The 15,298-nt window shown below is 66.5% G+C and carries 18 protein-coding genes and 2 tRNA genes; 9 read left to right on the forward strand and 11 right to left on the reverse strand.

The window, feature by feature from the left end; translation table 11 throughout:
* Window positions 1-58: 58 nt before the first annotated feature.
* The gene (locus tag FOB47_RS14510) at window positions 59-466 is read right to left on the reverse strand and encodes a hypothetical protein (protein ID WP_174781394.1); all 408 of its coding nucleotides are present in this window, start codon (window positions 464-466) and stop codon (window positions 59-61) included.
* 247 nt (window positions 467-713) lie between these two features.
* On the opposite strand from FOB47_RS14510, the gene FOB47_RS14515 reads away from it, so the two are divergent.
* Together FOB47_RS14515 and FOB47_RS14520 are read left to right on the forward strand one after the other, a co-directional pair.
* Window positions 714-974: a hypothetical protein gene (locus tag FOB47_RS14515; RefSeq protein ID WP_174781395.1), complete on the forward strand. Its 261-nt coding sequence runs from the start codon at window positions 714-716 to the stop codon at window positions 972-974.
* A 135-nt stretch (window positions 975-1,109) separates the two neighbouring features.
* Window positions 1,110-1,186 (forward strand) — tRNA-Met (locus FOB47_RS14520).
* A gap of 170 nt (window positions 1,187-1,356) precedes the next feature.
* On the opposite strand, the gene FOB47_RS14525 is transcribed toward FOB47_RS14520, so the two are convergent.
* Together FOB47_RS14525 and FOB47_RS14530 are read right to left on the reverse strand one after the other, a co-directional pair.
* Window positions 1,357-1,647 (reverse strand): hypothetical protein, encoded by a 291-nt coding sequence (locus FOB47_RS14525; RefSeq protein WP_043440599.1) that lies wholly within the window; start codon window positions 1,645-1,647, stop codon window positions 1,357-1,359.
* A gap of 133 nt (window positions 1,648-1,780) precedes the next feature.
* A complete protein-coding gene (locus FOB47_RS14530) occupies window positions 1,781-2,080 on the reverse strand; it encodes a hypothetical protein (protein ID WP_053821381.1) in 300 nt (99 codons plus the stop codon).
* A 249-nt stretch (window positions 2,081-2,329) separates the two neighbouring features.
* Here FOB47_RS14530 and FOB47_RS14535 point away from each other — a divergent pair, with 249 nt between their 5' ends.
* A complete protein-coding gene (locus FOB47_RS14535) occupies window positions 2,330-2,641 on the forward strand; it encodes a hypothetical protein (RefSeq protein ID WP_053821382.1) in 312 nt (103 codons plus the stop codon).
* 117 nt (window positions 2,642-2,758) lie between these two features.
* The gene (gene lpxO, locus FOB47_RS14540; RefSeq protein WP_006579274.1) at window positions 2,759-3,661 is read left to right on the forward strand and encodes a lipid A hydroxylase LpxO; all 903 of its coding nucleotides are present in this window, start codon (window positions 2,759-2,761) and stop codon (window positions 3,659-3,661) included.
* 68 nt (window positions 3,662-3,729) lie between these two features.
* Here lpxO and FOB47_RS14545 read toward each other — a convergent pair whose 3' ends face one another.
* Window positions 3,730-5,166, reverse strand: coding sequence for an aminotransferase-like domain-containing protein (locus tag FOB47_RS14545; protein WP_053821383.1), 1,437 nt, complete (start codon window positions 5,164-5,166; stop codon window positions 3,730-3,732).
* A gap of 285 nt (window positions 5,167-5,451) precedes the next feature.
* Here FOB47_RS14545 and FOB47_RS14550 point away from each other — a divergent pair, with 285 nt between their 5' ends.
* From FOB47_RS14550 to FOB47_RS14565, 4 genes are all read left to right on the forward strand, one after another.
* Window positions 5,452-5,796, forward strand: a complete 345-nt coding sequence (locus FOB47_RS14550) for a hypothetical protein (RefSeq protein WP_053821384.1) — start codon at window positions 5,452-5,454, stop codon at window positions 5,794-5,796.
* Window positions 5,797-5,859: 63 nt separating this feature from the next.
* On the forward strand, window positions 5,860-6,840 hold the full coding sequence (locus tag FOB47_RS14555; RefSeq protein ID WP_174781396.1) for a threo-3-hydroxy-L-aspartate ammonia-lyase: 981 nt from the start codon (window positions 5,860-5,862) through the stop codon (window positions 6,838-6,840).
* A 114-nt stretch (window positions 6,841-6,954) separates the two neighbouring features.
* The gene (locus FOB47_RS14560) at window positions 6,955-8,583 is read left to right on the forward strand and encodes an NAD(P)/FAD-dependent oxidoreductase (protein ID WP_174781397.1); all 1,629 of its coding nucleotides are present in this window, start codon (window positions 6,955-6,957) and stop codon (window positions 8,581-8,583) included.
* Window positions 8,584-8,586: 3 nt separating this feature from the next.
* On the forward strand, window positions 8,587-9,147 hold the full coding sequence (locus FOB47_RS14565; RefSeq protein WP_174781398.1) for a DUF1415 domain-containing protein: 561 nt from the start codon (window positions 8,587-8,589) through the stop codon (window positions 9,145-9,147).
* Window positions 9,148-9,192: 45 nt separating this feature from the next.
* On the opposite strand, the gene FOB47_RS14570 is transcribed toward FOB47_RS14565, so the two are convergent.
* Entirely contained in the window at window positions 9,193-10,020 is an 828-nt protein-coding gene (locus FOB47_RS14570; protein ID WP_174781399.1) for a class I SAM-dependent methyltransferase, read from the reverse strand.
* Between the two features lie 233 nt (window positions 10,021-10,253).
* On the opposite strand from FOB47_RS14570, the gene FOB47_RS14575 reads away from it, so the two are divergent.
* Window positions 10,254-11,888: a DUF342 domain-containing protein gene (locus FOB47_RS14575; protein WP_244959428.1), complete on the forward strand. Its 1,635-nt coding sequence runs from the start codon at window positions 10,254-10,256 to the stop codon at window positions 11,886-11,888.
* A 55-nt stretch (window positions 11,889-11,943) separates the two neighbouring features.
* Here FOB47_RS14575 and FOB47_RS14580 read toward each other — a convergent pair whose 3' ends face one another.
* The 6 genes from FOB47_RS14580 to FOB47_RS14605 form a co-directional block, all read right to left on the reverse strand.
* Window positions 11,944-12,207 carry a hypothetical protein gene (locus tag FOB47_RS14580; protein ID WP_174781400.1) on the reverse strand — a complete coding sequence of 88 codons (264 nt, stop codon included), beginning with the start codon at window positions 12,205-12,207 and terminating at the stop codon, window positions 11,944-11,946.
* A gap of 60 nt (window positions 12,208-12,267) precedes the next feature.
* The gene (locus FOB47_RS14585; RefSeq protein WP_174781401.1) at window positions 12,268-12,429 is read right to left on the reverse strand and encodes a hypothetical protein; all 162 of its coding nucleotides are present in this window, start codon (window positions 12,427-12,429) and stop codon (window positions 12,268-12,270) included.
* Window positions 12,430-12,816: 387 nt separating this feature from the next.
* On the reverse strand, window positions 12,817-13,245 hold the full coding sequence (locus FOB47_RS14590; RefSeq protein ID WP_174781402.1) for a hypothetical protein: 429 nt from the start codon (window positions 13,243-13,245) through the stop codon (window positions 12,817-12,819).
* A 184-nt stretch (window positions 13,246-13,429) separates the two neighbouring features.
* Window positions 13,430-13,505, reverse strand: a tRNA-Thr gene (locus tag FOB47_RS14595).
* A 104-nt stretch (window positions 13,506-13,609) separates the two neighbouring features.
* On the reverse strand, window positions 13,610-14,041 hold the full coding sequence (locus tag FOB47_RS14600) for a hypothetical protein (protein ID WP_174781403.1): 432 nt from the start codon (window positions 14,039-14,041) through the stop codon (window positions 13,610-13,612).
* Between the two features lie 201 nt (window positions 14,042-14,242).
* Window positions 14,243-15,259, reverse strand: coding sequence for a class 1 fructose-bisphosphatase (locus FOB47_RS14605; protein WP_053821398.1), 1,017 nt, complete (start codon window positions 15,257-15,259; stop codon window positions 14,243-14,245).
* Between the last annotated feature and the right edge of the window lie 39 nt (window positions 15,260-15,298).

A 15,298-nucleotide genomic window follows, 5' to 3' on the forward strand; every position in this document is an offset into this window, starting at 1 on the left:
GATTGCCGCGGATGCCGGGCCGCCAGCGTGGCGATCGACGCTGATCGAGCGCTCCCCCTTACAGCGCGGCCGGATTCTCGCTGTTTGCCACCGCGCTTGGGCGGCCGCTCGTGACGTTGGCGCCGGCCTTCAGTCCGGCGTATGCCGCGAAGCCCAGCGCGGCGACGGAGATCGCAAGCGTGGCGACCCACTTGTAGATGTCGGTATGCGCGCGTTCGACCGAGGCCCGGATCTCGCCGAGGTCAAGCTTGGCGTCGAGGCGCGTCAGCGTGGTCTGGATGTCCGCGACACTGGTGGTCAGGTGGGCGACATCGGTCTTCAGGGACGACACGTCCGTCTTCAGGGACGAGACGTCCGTCTTCAGCGATGAGACGTCGGCCTTTAGAGTCGACACGTCGGTCTTCAACATCGAGACGTCGCCCTCGAGCCGGGTCACCGATTGTTCCAGTCGATCGATTCGGTCCATCTTGCGATTTTCCATGATGCATTGACGTTGGTGCGGGGTTCTGGCCGGGCTCGCGGCCAGGCGGGAATGCCCGGCTGACACGGGTTCTGCAATGGCGAGGATGATGGCACGAATCGAGCAGGCTCACTGTCAAATTGCGTTTCGACTGCGCCGTTCTCCGACAGCCGCGTCAGCCTTCGCCGCCTTGCGCCTGCGCCGCACGCTGGCTAGCCTGAACCTGTGTACCAGGCCCATTGCAGGAGGCGCGATGCATGACGACGACTGGCGTGTCGAGGACTATCGCGGCATGGACGTTTATGTGCTGGTGTCCGAGCGAGAGGGTGGCGGAGCCTCGGGATGGACCTACGAGGTCCGCATCGGGCAGGAGGGTGGCGATCCGAGCGATGCCGGCGATGTCGAGAGGATCTCCAGCGGCGAGCAGGTCTTTGCGACCCGCCATGCCGCCGAGGTCGCGGCCTTCAGCGCGGGTTACGCGCGCGTCGATCGCATTCTCGGTCCGGAGTGCTGAGGCCCGTGGCGGCATCGCGGGAGTCGTGCGCCATCATGTCACGTTGTGATGGATTGCCGCTTCGCGGCCGGAGTTCGTGCCGACAATAAGGCTTGCAATGGCGGCGCGATTGCTGCATAATGTTGTTCTTCCAGACGCGGGGTGGAGCAGTCTGGCAGCTCGTCGGGCTCATAACCCGAAGGTCGCAGGTTCAAATCCTGCCCCCGCAACCAGATTCCCGAGATGTCGTCGTTACGCACGGTGCCTGGCCATTGAACCAGGTACCGTGCAGACATCTCAGCGGCACGCAGTTCCGTCCCTCGCAGTATCCCCCTGACAAGTACCGCCTTCACTGCCTCCGTGTTCGATGCATCGGGGCCGGGTCGTCCGCGCCTTGCCGCGCTTACACTGCGGAACCGCCCGCCAGCGCGATCGCCTGTTCGAACGTCTCGCGTATCGCCGGCTGATCTTCACGCTCCGCGGCCTCGGCGCGTTCGCGCAACCTGGCCACCAGGACTTGCAGATTGTTGCCGACCGGAGCCGTCTTGCTGGCGTCGCATTCGCTGACCGCCTCGGTCATCAGCTGCTGCAGTTCGTCACCGACATCGGCGCCATCGAACGCGCTGACCGACAGCGCCGAGATGCGCTCGAGGTAAAGGTTGACCAGCGCTTCGTCGTGTACCGGTTCGGGCATGTCCATCTCGGCCTCCGTGCTGTGGGTTGGCGGTGTGATGTCCATTCTAGTGGCGGCCCCGGGGCGCCTGCTGTCGGGACGTGGCCTACAGCACGCCTGTCCGATGGCGATTGACGCCGTCAACTTTACGCCGTCAACCTTCGGGCCGATCGCGGGCCGGAAAGACCGGAAGCGCGACGCGCCGGCGCGCCGCCTTCAGCGCGCGGGTGGGCCACAGCACGTAGTTGGTATGCGGGTCGAGCGGCTTGCCGAAGTACGACACCCACACCTGCACGCCGTGCTCGGTCTCGGCGATGATCGCGGCCACCGCGCGCGCGGCGACGGAAGGGGACTTCAGCAGCTCGGCCAGCGCCTCGACACCCTGGACGACGTGATGCTTGACTCCCTGGAACCATGCGTACTGCCGCATGGCGGACAACAAACGCTTCGTCATTGTTCGTGCGTCTCCGGTCGAAATGAGAATGAGAACCACGTGATCTGACCGTGCCGCCCGCGCTTTGTTCAGCTGGGGTGCGAGGCCATTTTCTATCGCTGGCCGGGATCGATTCGTCGCGCCGGGCGAGGGCCCGGAATTGACAGCCCGGCGCCGTTTGCCGTAGCTTCGGTCGCATGGGCCCGCGCCCGCGCCGCCGCTGCCCGATCCCGCAAGGGGGCACCCGCATCATCCCGCAAGGAGCTGCCGATGACCGAGGACATGCTGATGCAATTGATGGTCGAGGTCGAGAAGGAAGATCCGATCGACTATGCGAACCTGCCATTCGACGACGGCGCGCTGCGGTCCCTGGTCTGCCGTCTGGTGGCCGAGCGCTCGCAGGCAATGGAAGCGGCCGGCATGCCGGTCGACGCGGTGCTGGCCACCATGTGGGCCTCGACCGCCAAGCTGGTCCTCGAAAACATGGTGCTGAACGCGCGCCTTCTGACCTTGCAGGGCGCTCCCGACGACGCCCGCGCGCTGATCGAGCGCATCGCCCGCCAGTCCCGCGGCAAGCCTTGATCCCGCTCTCCAGCGCCGAGCCAGCCATTTAGGTAAACTACGATCCTTCATTGCTAATGGTGTGCCTTTGCCCGCACGGCAACAGGCTGGCACCAGGCAGCTCAGGGGGAGTTCGAGGTGGTCAAGTGGATCATTGTCGCGGCCTATCTCGGCGCGATTCTGTATGTGCATTTCCGCGGCAAGGTGCGTCTGCGCATCTGGCGGCAATTGCTGGATCATTCGGCGCTGGTGGCGCCGGTCAATTGCTTCATGTACGCGTTCTCCGGCGTTCCCCGCACGCCGTTCATCCCGGTGGAGCGCTTCCCTGAACTGGAGAAGCTGCGCGCCGCCTGGCCCGAGATCCGCGACGAAGGGCTGGCGCTGGCCGCGATGCGCAAGATCAAGGCGGCCGAGAAGAACGACGATGCCGGCTTCAATTCCTTCTTCAAATACGGCTGGAAGCGCTTTTACCTGAAGTGGTACGAGGCGCATCACCCGTCGGCCGAGCAGCTGTGCCCGCGCACGGTCGCGCTGCTGCGCGAACTGCCGTTCGTCAAGGCCGCGATGTTTGCCGAGCTGCCGCCGGGCGGCAAGCTCAATCCGCACCGCGATCCGTTCGCCGGTTCGCTGCGCTACCACCTCGGGCTGGCCACGCCGAACGACGACCGCTGCTTCATCGAGGTCGACGGGGAGCGGCACAGCTGGCGCGACGGGCAGGGCGTGGTCTTCGACGAGACCTATCTGCACTGGGCGGAGAACCGCAGCGACCAGAACCGGCTGATCCTGTTTTGCGACATCGAACGGCCGATGCGTTATGGCTGGGCCGGCAAGATCAATCGCTGGCTGGGCCGCAAGGTGATGAGCGCCGCCAGTTCGCCGAACGACGAGAACGACCAGACCGGCATGATCAACAAGCTGTTCCGCATCGTCTGGTTGGGCGGCCAATATCGCCGCCGCCTGAAAGCGTGGAACCGCCAGGTCTATTACGTGGTCAAGTTCGGCCTGATCGCCGCCGGCGTCGCGCTGATCGTCTTCCTGTAACGCTGCCGGCTTCGGGACCGCAGCCGCTGCAAGGACGCGGTGCCATGCACCGCGTCCCACCGCTCCTCCTAGCGTGGCGACAGCCGCGCCACCACTCCCGCCAGCTTCCGATACGCCCGCTCCAGCGCGGTCGAGCGCGGCGCGCCGATATTGATCCGCAGGCAATGGTCGAAGCGGCTCGAGTTGGAGAACACCACGCCTGGCATCACGCGCACGCCGGCTTCGAGCGCCTGCTCGAACACCGCCTCCGACGACAGCCGGTCCGGCAATTCCACCCATAGATGCATGCCGCCCTGCGGTGCCGACAGCCGCGTGCCGGGCGGAAACAGCGCCGCGATGGTCTCCGCTGCCCAATGACGCTGGTGGCGCAGCCGCGCGCGCAGGCGCCGCAGATGCCGATCGACATCGCCGGACGCCATCAGCTCGGCCACGGCGATCTGCGACAGCAGCTCGTTCGGCCGCGACTGGCTGAACTTCAGCATCTCGACGCGGGCCTGCCATCTGCCGGCGGCAATCCAGCCGAGCCGCATGCCGGGCGCCAGATTCTTGTGCAGCGACGCGCAGTAGATCACGTTGCCGCTGCGGTCCCATGCCTTGGCGGCCGCCAGCGGCGTGTCGTCGTCGGCCAGCGTCGAGAAGCAGTCGTCCTCGATCAGCGCGATGCCGCGCGCCTCGCACCATTGCACCAGCCGCGCCTTGTTCGCGTCCGGCATGATGCTGCCCTGCGGGTTCTGCAGGTTCGGCACCACCACCACCGCGCGAATGTTGTCGTAGGTCTGCGCGGCCAGTTCCAGCGCCTCCAGCGACAGCCCTGTCTGCGGACTGCACGGGACCTCGAGCGCCCGCATGCCGAGGCTTTCGAGGATTTGCAGCAATCCGTAATAGGTCGGCGATTCGACCGCGATGACGTCGCCCGGGCCGGCCACTGCGCGCAAGGCGAGGTTCAGCGCCTCGGTGCAGCCATGCGTGATGGCGATCTGTTCCGGCGCCAGCGTCATGCGGGCCTGCAGCGCCTGGCGCGCCAGCGCGGCGCGCAGTGCCGGATGGCCGTCGGGCTCGACCGCGCTGCCCAGCAGATTGGGGTGGCGGCGCAGCGCGCGGCCGGTGGCCTGGCGCAGCGCTTCGACCGGATAGAGCTCGGGCGGCGCGCAGGCGCCCGCAAGATTGACCGCGTCGGGATACCGGCGGCCGCGCGCGATGATCGCCGAGATGCGCGCGTGGATGCCGACGTACTGGGCGGGATCGGGCAGCGATGCCGACGGTTCGGCGATCGGTGTGGTCTGCGGTGCCGGGGGGCGGACGAAGTAGCCGGAGCGGGGGCGCGCTTCGAGCAGCCCTTGCGCCTCCATCTCGCGGCACGCCTGCAGCGCCGTCGACAGGCTGACGTCGTGGCGCTCCATCAGGGCCCGTATCGAGGGCATCCGTTCGCCCGGCAGCAGCGTGCCCGCGGCGATGGCCTGCCGATAGTGGCCGGCGAGTTGGCGATACAGCGGGGCGGAGTCCATGCGGCATGGTGGCGCATCCGGCCGATGCGCAACAGATACAGAAAAGTATCCGCCGTATCGTAACAGAGCAAAGGATGGGGCTCTGTTCTGCTGTCCGTTCCGGTGCGGTGTGCCTGCCGCACCGCGGCCGCGGCCGGTACGCTGCGTTCAGTCGATCGCGGCACTGACGAACCGGCCGGTCCGTCTGGTCGTGCCGGCGGCACGAGGCGCCGCCGCGGTTGCTGCCGCAGCCGAACCCGACCCCGACGCCGACCCTGAATTTGACGCCCGAGCCCGAGGCCCCTCATGTCCATCCTGTCGCTGCTGCCACATCCGATCTACCACTACCGCGCCCTGATGCTGCATGCCGGCCATGCGGTGGGCTTCCACGCCAGGGCCGGCACCGAACTGCATGTCGCCGATGGCGACGTGGAGTTGGTCGAGCCGCCGCTGCTGCTGGCCGGCGCGCTGCACTGGCCGCGCCGGACGCTGGCGTCCGGCAGCGTGGTCACGCTGTCCCGCTCGGGCTGGTGTTCCGTGCGTGCGCGGCGCGATACCACTGTGCGGCTGCGCCAACGTGCCTGGGTATTCTCCCGGGCCCGCATCGCGCGCATACTTTCCGGCTGGCGCCGCCGGCGCCTGGCGCACTGAGCCCGGCCGATGCCCGTCCCATTCGAATCGCGTACTTTTTTTCCCTGCAAGGAGTGCTGTCCCATGACGCAATTGGCCATCTCGTTCATCGATGTCGTGGAGGCGCACCGCCGCATCAGCGGCGTCGCGCACCATACGCCGGTGCTGACTTCGGCCACCGCCGACGCGCAGACCGGCGCGCGGCTGTTCTTCAAATGCGAGAACCTGCAGCGCATGGGTGCCTTCAAGTTTCGCGGCGGCTACAACGCGATTGCGCAGCTGTCCGCCGCACAGCGCGCCGCCGGTGTCGCGGCCTTCTCGTCGGGCAACCATGCACAGGCGATCGCGCTGTCGGCGCGGCTGTTCGGTACGCGCGCGGTGATCGTGATGCCCAAGGATGCACCCGCGGCCAAGATCGCCGCGACGCGCGGCTATGGCGGCGAAGTCGTGCTGTACGACCGCTATACCGAGGACCGCCAGACCATCAGCGAGCGGCTGGCGCGCGAGCAGGGACTGACGCTGATCCCGCCGTTCGACCATCCGGACGTGATGGCCGGCCAGGGCACGGCCGCCAAGGAACTGTTCGAGCAGGCCGGTCCGCTGGACGTGCTGCTGGTGCCGCTGGGCGGTGGCGGTCTGCTGTCGGGCTGCGCCGTGGCGGCCCGGGCGATGCATCCGGGCTGCACCATCATCGGTGTCGAGCCGGAAGCGGGCAACGACGGCCAGCAAAGCCTGCGCGCGGGGCGCATCGTCGAAATCGGCACGCCCGACACCATCGCCGACGGCGCGCAGACCCAGCATCTGGGCCGCCACACCTTCCCGGTACTGCAGCAACTGGTCGACGATATCGTCACGGTCAGCGACGCTCAACTGATCGAGGCGATGCGCTTCTTTGCCGGCCGCATGAAACTGGTGGTCGAGCCCACCGGCTGCCTGGCCGCCGCCGCGGCATTTGCGGGCAAGGTCCAGATCGCCGGCAAGCGGGTCGGCATCATCCTGTCCGGCGGCAATGTCGACATGGCCCGCTACGCCGCGCTGCTGGGGCAGGCGCCGGCGCAGGACTGACGGACCGGCTGGGCAAGGAAGGGGCGGCCGCGAGCGGCCGACGGCACCGAAAGGCTTTAGAATTGCGGGTTGGCCATCGGACCCGCCGCTCGGCCGCCGAATACCTTGTCCCCCATGCTACGCCTCAGTGAACTCAAGCTCCCCCTCGACCATTCCGAAAGTGACTTGGAGGCCGCTGTCCGTGCGCGTCTGATCGACATCGGCGTCAAGGGCGATGGCATGGTGTCCTTTACCGTGTTCCGCCGCGCGCACGACGCGCGCAAGCGCTCCGATATCAAGCTGACGTATATCGTCGATATCGAGGTGAAGGACGAGGACGCGGCGCGCAAGCGCATCGCCGGCAAGCCGAACTGGAGCGTGACGCCGGACATGACGTACCGCTTCGTCACGCAGGCGCCGCAGCACACGGCGACGCCGCGGCCGGTGGTGATCGGCATGGGCCCGTGCGGCCTGCTGGCCGGGCTGATCCTCGCGCAGATGGGTTTTCGCCCGATCATTCTCGAGCGCGGCAAGGAAGTGCGGGAGCGCACTCGCGACACCTTCGGGCTATGGCGCAAGAGCGTGCTCAATCCTGAATCGAACGTGCAGTTCGGCGAGGGCGGGGCCGGCACCTTCTCCGACGGCAAGCTCTATAGCCAGATCAAGGACCCGAAGCACTACGGCCGCAAGGTGCTGCACGAGTTTGTCAAGGCGGGTGCGCCCGAGGACATCCTGTTCAAGGCGCGGCCGCACATCGGCACGTTCCGGCTGGTCAAGATGGTCGAGAACATCCGCGCCGAGATCTTCGCCCTCGGCGGCGAGATCCGGTTCGGCACGCGCGTCGACGACATCGACATCGAAGGCGGCCGCGTCCGCGGCCTGCAGCTGTCGAACGGCGACTACCTGCCGTGCGAGCAGGTCGTGCTGGCGGTCGGCCACAGCGCGCGCGACACCTTCGAGATGCTGTACCGACGCGGCGTATTCATGGAAGCCAAGCCGTTCTCGCTGGGCTTTCGCATCGAACATCCGCAGGGCATGATCAACCGCAGCCGCTTCGGCAAGTTTGCCGGCAACAAGCTGCTGGGCGCGGCCGACTACAAGATCGTGCACCACTGCAGCAACGGCCGTTCGGTCTACAGCTTCTGCATGTGCCCGGGCGGCACCGTGGTAGCGGCGGCATCGGAGCCGGGGCGGGTGGTCACCAACGGCATGAGCCAGTACAAGCGCGCGGAGCGCAATGCCAATGCGGGCATCGTCGTCGGCATCACGCCCGCCGACTATCCGGGCGGACCGCTGGCCGGCATCGACTTCCAGCGGCATTGGGAAGAGCGCGCCTTCGAACTGGGCGGACGCAACTACTGCGCGCCGGGCCAGCTGGTCGGCGACTTCCTCGCGCGGCGGCCATCGACCGCGCTCGGCACGGTCGAGCCGTCGTACAAGCCGGGCGTGACGCCGACCGATCTGAGCACCGCGCTGCCGGACTACGTGATCGAGGCGATTCGCGAGGCGCTGCCGGCATTCGAACGACAGGTGCCCGGCTTCGCGATGGACGACGCCGTGCTGACCGGCGTCGAAACGCGGACTTCGTCGCCGCTGCGCATCCGCCGCAAGGACGACTACCAGAGCGTCAATGTCGCGGGCCTCTATCCGGCCGGCGAGGGCGCGGGCTACGCGGGGGGCATCTATTCCGCGGCGATCGACGGCATCGAGGTGGCCGAGGCGGTCGCGCTCGATATCGTCAACCGGGTCGGCAAGGCGGCCTGAGCGATGTCGCCGGCGGAGCAGCAGCAGATCGTCGATGCCACGCGTCACTGGCTGACGCGCGCGGTGATCGGGCTCAATCTGTGCCCGTTCGCCAAGAGCGTCCACGTCAAGGAGCAGATCCGCTACGTGGTCTGCGAAGCGACCGATGCCGAGACGCTGCTCGATACGGTCGAGGCCGAGCTGAAGGCGTTGGCCGCGGCCGATCCCGCGCACATCGACACCACGCTGCTGATCGTTCCGCGGATGCTGGCGGACTTCGCCGACTACAACGATTTTCTGTACCTGGCCGAGCGCGTGCTCGACAGCCTCGGCCTGTCCGGCGTGCTGCAGATCGCCAGCTTTCACCCGCAATACCAGTTCGCCGGCACCGACGCGGACGATATCGAGAACTACACCAACCGGGCACCGTATCCGATCCTGCATCTGTTGCGCGAAGACAGCATTGCGCGCGCGGTCGAAGCCTTTCCCGACGCGGCGGACATCTACGAGCGCAACGAGGAGACCATGCGCCGGCTTGGCCACGAAGGCTGGCGGCGTTGGATGGCGGGGGAAGACGCCCAGTAAGCGCCGGTCAGTGGGCTCCCGCCACGGGCGCTCTGCTGCTGAACCTCAGGCGGGCGTAAAGAACCGCTCGCGCATTTCCTCGAGCCCCAGTGTTTCGAGCACGTGAGCCAGCCGCTCCGCCGGCCGCCGGCGCGGCAAATCCTTGTACTGCGCGACGATCAGTTCGTTCTTCATCGAGTGTTCCCACCCGACCAGCTCGGTTACCGTGACCTGGTAGCCGTGCGCCTCCAGCTGCAGGCAGCGCAGCACGTTGGTGACCTGGCTGCCGAATTCGCGCGTATGCAGCGGATGGCGCCAGATCTCGGCCAGCGGATTGCCGAGCGACTTCGACTTGTTCCTGCGCAGCACCGCCGCGACCTCGGCCTGGCAGCAGGGGACCACGACGATGTACTTCGCGCGCTTGGTCAATGCGAAACGGATCGCGTCGTCGGTCGCGGTATTGCAGGCATGCAGCGCGGTGACCATGTCGACCGTCGCCGGCAGCCGGTCCGAGGTGATCGACTCCGCCACCGACAGATTCAGGAACGACATGCCGGGGAAGCCGAGCCGCTCGGCAAGCGCGGTGGATGAGCGCACCAGCTCCTCGCGCGTTTCGATGCCGTAGATATGCGAGCGGTCCTGCTGCGTCTTGAAGAACAGATCGTAGAGGATGAAGCCGAGATACGACTTGCCGGCGCCATGATCGACCAGCGTCAGGTCGGCATGGTCGCGCTTGAGGTCCTGCAGCAGCGGTTCGATGAACTGATAAAGGTGATAGACCTGTTTCAGCTTGCGGCGGCTGTCCTGGTTCATCTTGCCGTCGCGGGTCAGGATATGGAGTTCCTTGAGCAGCTCGATCGACTGGCCGGGACGGATTTCGTGGGTGTTCGACATGGGATACGGCGCGGTTGGCCCGGGTACTGGTGCGCCGCGTCTTGCGGCATCGTGCGGCCTTGGGACAGGCGCGTGGGCCCGGGCGGGCAGGGCGACAGTTTACCGGAAGGCGTCCCGAAAGAATTTTCCTAAAGTTTTGCCGAAATCTGCCGTAGGTGACGGACAGGCGGCATGCCGACTGGGTGCCGCCCCGACAACAACGATAAATCAAAGGCAGACGGCTGGAGGACGCGATGAGCGACGTAGCAGCTTCGGTTGTACGGGTGTGGGTGGACAGCACGGACAAGGCCGTGCGGGCGCGCTACGAGTTGCCGGCGGAGGCCGAAGAGGGCAACGGGCCCCCCGACCGCGCCGCGCTGATGGCAGCCCTCGAGGCCCAGGGCTGGGCGCATGCCAGGCTGGACGAGTCCGCCATCGCGGCGTTCCTGCTCGCCTGCCATCGCGACGGGGCGCCGGCCGAGGCGGTGATCGGCGAACTGGTCGACGGCTATTTCGAGATCGATATCGATGCCGATTCGCTGACGGTGCGGCTGACGCTGTGGCCGCCCGAAGGCGGACGGGTGGTGCAGCCAGACGATGTTCGCATCGTGCTGGCGGGGCGCGGCATCAAGCTGCCGGTCGACGAGGCGGCGCTGGCAGAAGCCTTTGCCGCGGGACGTTGCGACGACCTGCCGATCGTGCACGGCACGGCGCCGACGCGCGGCACGCCGGCTCGCTTCGTCAATCTGCTCGAGCCACGTCGCGTCGGCGCGGACGACGACCACGCCCGCATCGATCTGCGTGACCTCGGCAACCTGTTGCTGGTGCAGCCCGGCACGCACCTGATGCGGCGTATCCCCGCGGTGCAGGGCACCGCGGGTCAGGACGTGTTCGGCCGCGTGCTGCCGGCGCCGGAAGTCGCCGATACACCGTTCACCGATCGCCTGACCGGCGTCGGTCCCGACCCGGACGATCCCGATCTGCTGGTGGCGACCGTCGCCGGCCTGCCATCGGTGCGCGCGCGCGGCGTCAGCGTCAATCCGGTCGTCGCCGTCGATGCGGTCGACATGCACTCCGGCAATATCGCGTTCGAAGGCACGCTGCGCGTCAACGGCGACATCAAGACCGGCATGTCGGTGCGCGTCGGCGGCGACGTGATCGTCGCCGGCACCATCGAGGCCGCCCACGTCGAGGCCGGCGGCAATGTGGTCGTCAGCGGCGGCATCATCGGCAAGTCCGACGGGCCGCACGACCCGGCCAGCGCCATCGCACGGATCCAGTGCAAGGGATCGGTACATGCGCGCTTCATCGAAAACGCCGTGGTCGAGGCCGGCACCACGGTCACTGCCGACAGCGCCATTCGCCAGAGCGATGTCGCGGCTGGGGAGACGATCACTGCCGGAGACGCGGCCATCGGCAGCGGCAATATCACCGGCGGCCGCTGCCGCGCCTGGCATGCGGTCCGTGCCGGCACGCTGGGCGCGCCGGCGGGCACCGCTACCGCCATCCACGTCGGCCTGAACCCCTATGCCGACGCCGAAAAGGCGGCGCTGGAAGCGGAGAAGCGCCGGCAGGAACAGGAGCAGGCCAAGATCCAGCAACTGATGGCGTTCTTCGCCAAGAATCCCGAGCGCGCCACGCCGGAACTGCGGGAGAAAGCGCGCGCGACGCTGTTCAAATACACGCGCGACATGCTGGACACCGACGCCCAGTTGGCCAAGCTCGCCGAGCAACTGCATCCACGCCCGGACGCCGCCGTGGTGGTCGGCAAGCGCGTGCATGGCGGCGTCCGCGTGACGATCGGTCAGAAGACCATGCGCGTGATGGAAGATATGCCGAAGGTCGAATTGCGGCTGGTCGGCGAAGGGATCGGGGTGGTGCGGGAATGAAAAAGCGGCGCACAGCGCCGCTTTTTCTGAGACTGGTTACGCCTTCGCGCCCTGGTTACTGCAGCGACAGCGCGGTCTGCGTGTAGTGCCGCATATTGCTGGCCGGCTCAATGCCGACATAGCTGTAGTTGAACTCGCACTTGACCGCCCGGCCGAGTTCGGTGGCCCACCAGCAGCGGTAGTCCATCCGATAGGCGGCATTGCTGGTCACGCCGTTGGTCAGGTTGCCGTCATTGGAATTGGTGAATGCTACGCCGTACTTGATGCGCAACGTATCGAACGTATCGCTGCCGACGGCGACACGCTCGAACGCTTCCACATTGGCTTCCAGTGCCGCGGTTTCGTGATACGCGCCACACTGATACTGCCAGCCCGAGGTTCACGTCTTGCCGACGAACATCGGGTATTGGAAATGCTCACGCTTCGGCGTGAAGGTGCAGGTCTGGCTCGGGCTGTCTGCGCTAATGCGCGCCGTACGGTTGCGATCCGCGTCGTTGAGGATGGTATCGGTCAGCTCGCCAGTGGTCATGTAGCGGTTCATCGTGAATCCGCCTTGCGAATCGACGGCAGTTGTCGTATCGCGATAGGTGCGGTCGATGGGTGAGCCGTCGACAGTTGTGCCCGGCTCGCGCCACAACGTGGTCTCACCGACCTTGGCTGCGACCCGCGCACGTCATCGCCACCACCGCCGCACGCGCTCAGTGCCACGGCAGCAATGCGGCTGCGGTAAATTCCGTCCAATTTCTCATCTCTTTTCCTTGTTATTGATCCTTGTTCTTTTATCGGCAACAAGCCGCGCGGGATATTTGCAAGGCGCTCCCCGAAAGTGGGGACCGTGAAGTAGGGTTGACCGGAACGGACCGTTGGGATAGAGGCGGGCCGGCTTCCATCCTGTCGTGTATTTGCGTTGGCGATGTCGGCCCGTCGCTCAGACCGTGCCGCGCCAACGCCTACTACGACGGATCGGCTGACAGCGATCGTGATCCAACGCGGCAACGGCGCGACGCAATAAACGCGCTTCGTCCAGCGTTACCGGATAGCGCGGCTCCACGTCGTCGATCGAGCCGAGATCGAAATAGCTCCAGAGCGTTTCGCCGTGGATCGTGACGCCCCAGCGGTCCATTTGCCGCAGGTCGGCTAGGCATAGCGTGACGAACGCATCGGGATCGTTCGAGCCGGCGCGGCCAATGGCCTGGTCCAGCCGCATCGTCATTGCGCGGGCTTCGGTGCAAGTCGGCGTGTCGTTGTTTTCCGCGCTGTGCTTGGGCGTTGGCGCGAGCTTTCGTTCGAGCGGAGTTCCGGGAATGGGCGCAGTGCCGAATGACTGCGACTGCCGGTGCAACGCGATCGGATTCATGGCGAGCTCGAGTGGGTGGAGGAGGTTCGAGCTTATCCAGCGTCGGCGCGGTGGGCGCTGAGCGGATTCTGAAAGGTAGAGCTGGAAAGCGACCGGCCGTCGGACGGAGCCTGGGCCTGAGGCGTAAGGGTGGGGCGCCAAACAAAAATGCCCTTGGAATATCCAAGGGCATTTCTTTGAAACCTGGTGCCGAAGAGAGGAATCGAACCCCCGACCTTCTCATTACGAATGAGCTGCTCTACCGACTGAGCTACTTCGGCAACACTACCGGTTGGGAACCGGATAGAGCCCGCAATAATAGCAGCGGATCACGCGCCTGTGAAGCCCCTCGGCGCACTTTTTTCACGGTTCCCCCAGGCGGCCGTCAGCCGAAGGTGCGGCCCGTAGGCGGGGCGGGATGGGCTGGCGTGGCCCCGTCCGGCCGCGCCAGCGCGGTCAGCAGGCCGTCGATCGCGGCGATGAATTCGCGCAGGCGGACCAGCGTGACCGGAAATACCGGGTCCGATGCGTCGATGGTCCAGGGATGGAAATACAGCTCGCGTTCCTGCTCGCTGATCGGCACGCCCCAGTTAGCCAGCTGGCGCAGATCGCAGACATGCAGGTCGATGCCGTCGCTCAGGCCGTAATGCAGCGCGACGTCGAGCGTCTCGTGCAGCCGGATGGCGAGGGCCTGCACGGCTGCGAGTTCAAGCGGGGCCTCGCCGCACGGCGGGTTGGCCGGCAGGGTGGCGGTAACGGGCGGGTTGATCGGCGGGGTGATGGCGTAGCGGGCGCCGGCATCCGAAAGGGGGACCATCGCGGTTTCCTTGCTGCGTGGAGAAAACAGCAGGGTAGGGACTCGGCGAGGCGGAGGAAATGAGCGGATTCTGATTTCCGCTGCGGAAAGAAAAAGGAGCCACCGGCAATGCGGTTGGCTCCCTTTCGCCGTGGCCTTGCACGTCCGTGCAGGCCGATGCGGGACCGGCCTGCGTCGAGGACCGGTCGCGGCGCAGCGGTATCAGCTGCCCGCCTGCGCTTCCTGGTGGTAGCGCGTCACCCGCTCGACCTCGTTCTTCGAGCCGAGGATCACCGATACGCGCTGGTGCAGCTTTTCCGGCTGGACCTCGAGGATGCGCTGATGGCCGTTGGTGGCCGCGCCGCCGGCCTGCTCGACCAGCATCGCCATCGGGTTGGCCTCGTACATCAGGCGCAGCTTGCCCGGCTTCTCCGGCTCGCGCTTGTCCCACGGGTACATGAAGATGCCGCCGCGCGTCAGGATGCGGTGCACGTCGGCCACCATCGAGGCGATCCAGCGCATGTTGAAGTTCTTGCCGCGCGGGCCTTCCTCGCCGGCCAGGCATTCATCGATGTAGCGGCGCACGGGCGGGGCCCAATGCCGCATGTTCGACATGTTGATCGCGAATTCCTTGGTGTCCTCGGGGATCTTCACGTCCGACTGCGTCAGCACGAAGCTGCCCGCCTCGCGGTCCAGCGTGAACATATGGACGCCGTTGCCGACGGTCAGCACCAGCGTGGTCTGCGGGCCGTACACCGCGTAGCCGGCCGCGACCTGATGGGTGCCCGGCTGCAGGAAGTCGCTCTCGGTGACGGTCTGCCCCGGCTTGGGCATATGCAGCACCGAGAAGATCGTGCCGATCGACACGTTGACGTCGATGTTCGACGAGCCGTCGAGCGGATCGAACAGCAGCAGGTATTCGCCCTTCGGATAGCGGTTCGGGATCTCGTAGAACGAGTCCATTTCCTCCGACGCCATCGCGGCCAGGTGGCCGCCCCATTCGTTGGCGTCGAGCAGCACTTCGTTGGCGATCACGTCCAGCTTCTGCTGGGTTTCGCCCTGCACGTTGCCGGTGCCGGCCGAGCCCAGCACGCCGGCGAGCGCGCCCTTGCTGACGGCATTGGAGATGGCCTTGCACGCGCGCGCGACCACCTCGATCAGCAGCCGCAGTTCGGGCTGGATGGTGTTGTGCTTGCGTTGTTCCTCGACCAGATAGCGGGTCAGGCTGATGCGAGTCATGGGTTTCCTCCTTGAATGGCCGCCATTCTACAGGCCGGG

This window comes from Cupriavidus gilardii (assembly GCF_013347325.1).
In the GTDB taxonomy this organism is placed as follows: Bacteria; Pseudomonadota; Gammaproteobacteria; order Burkholderiales; family Burkholderiaceae; genus Cupriavidus; species Cupriavidus gilardii.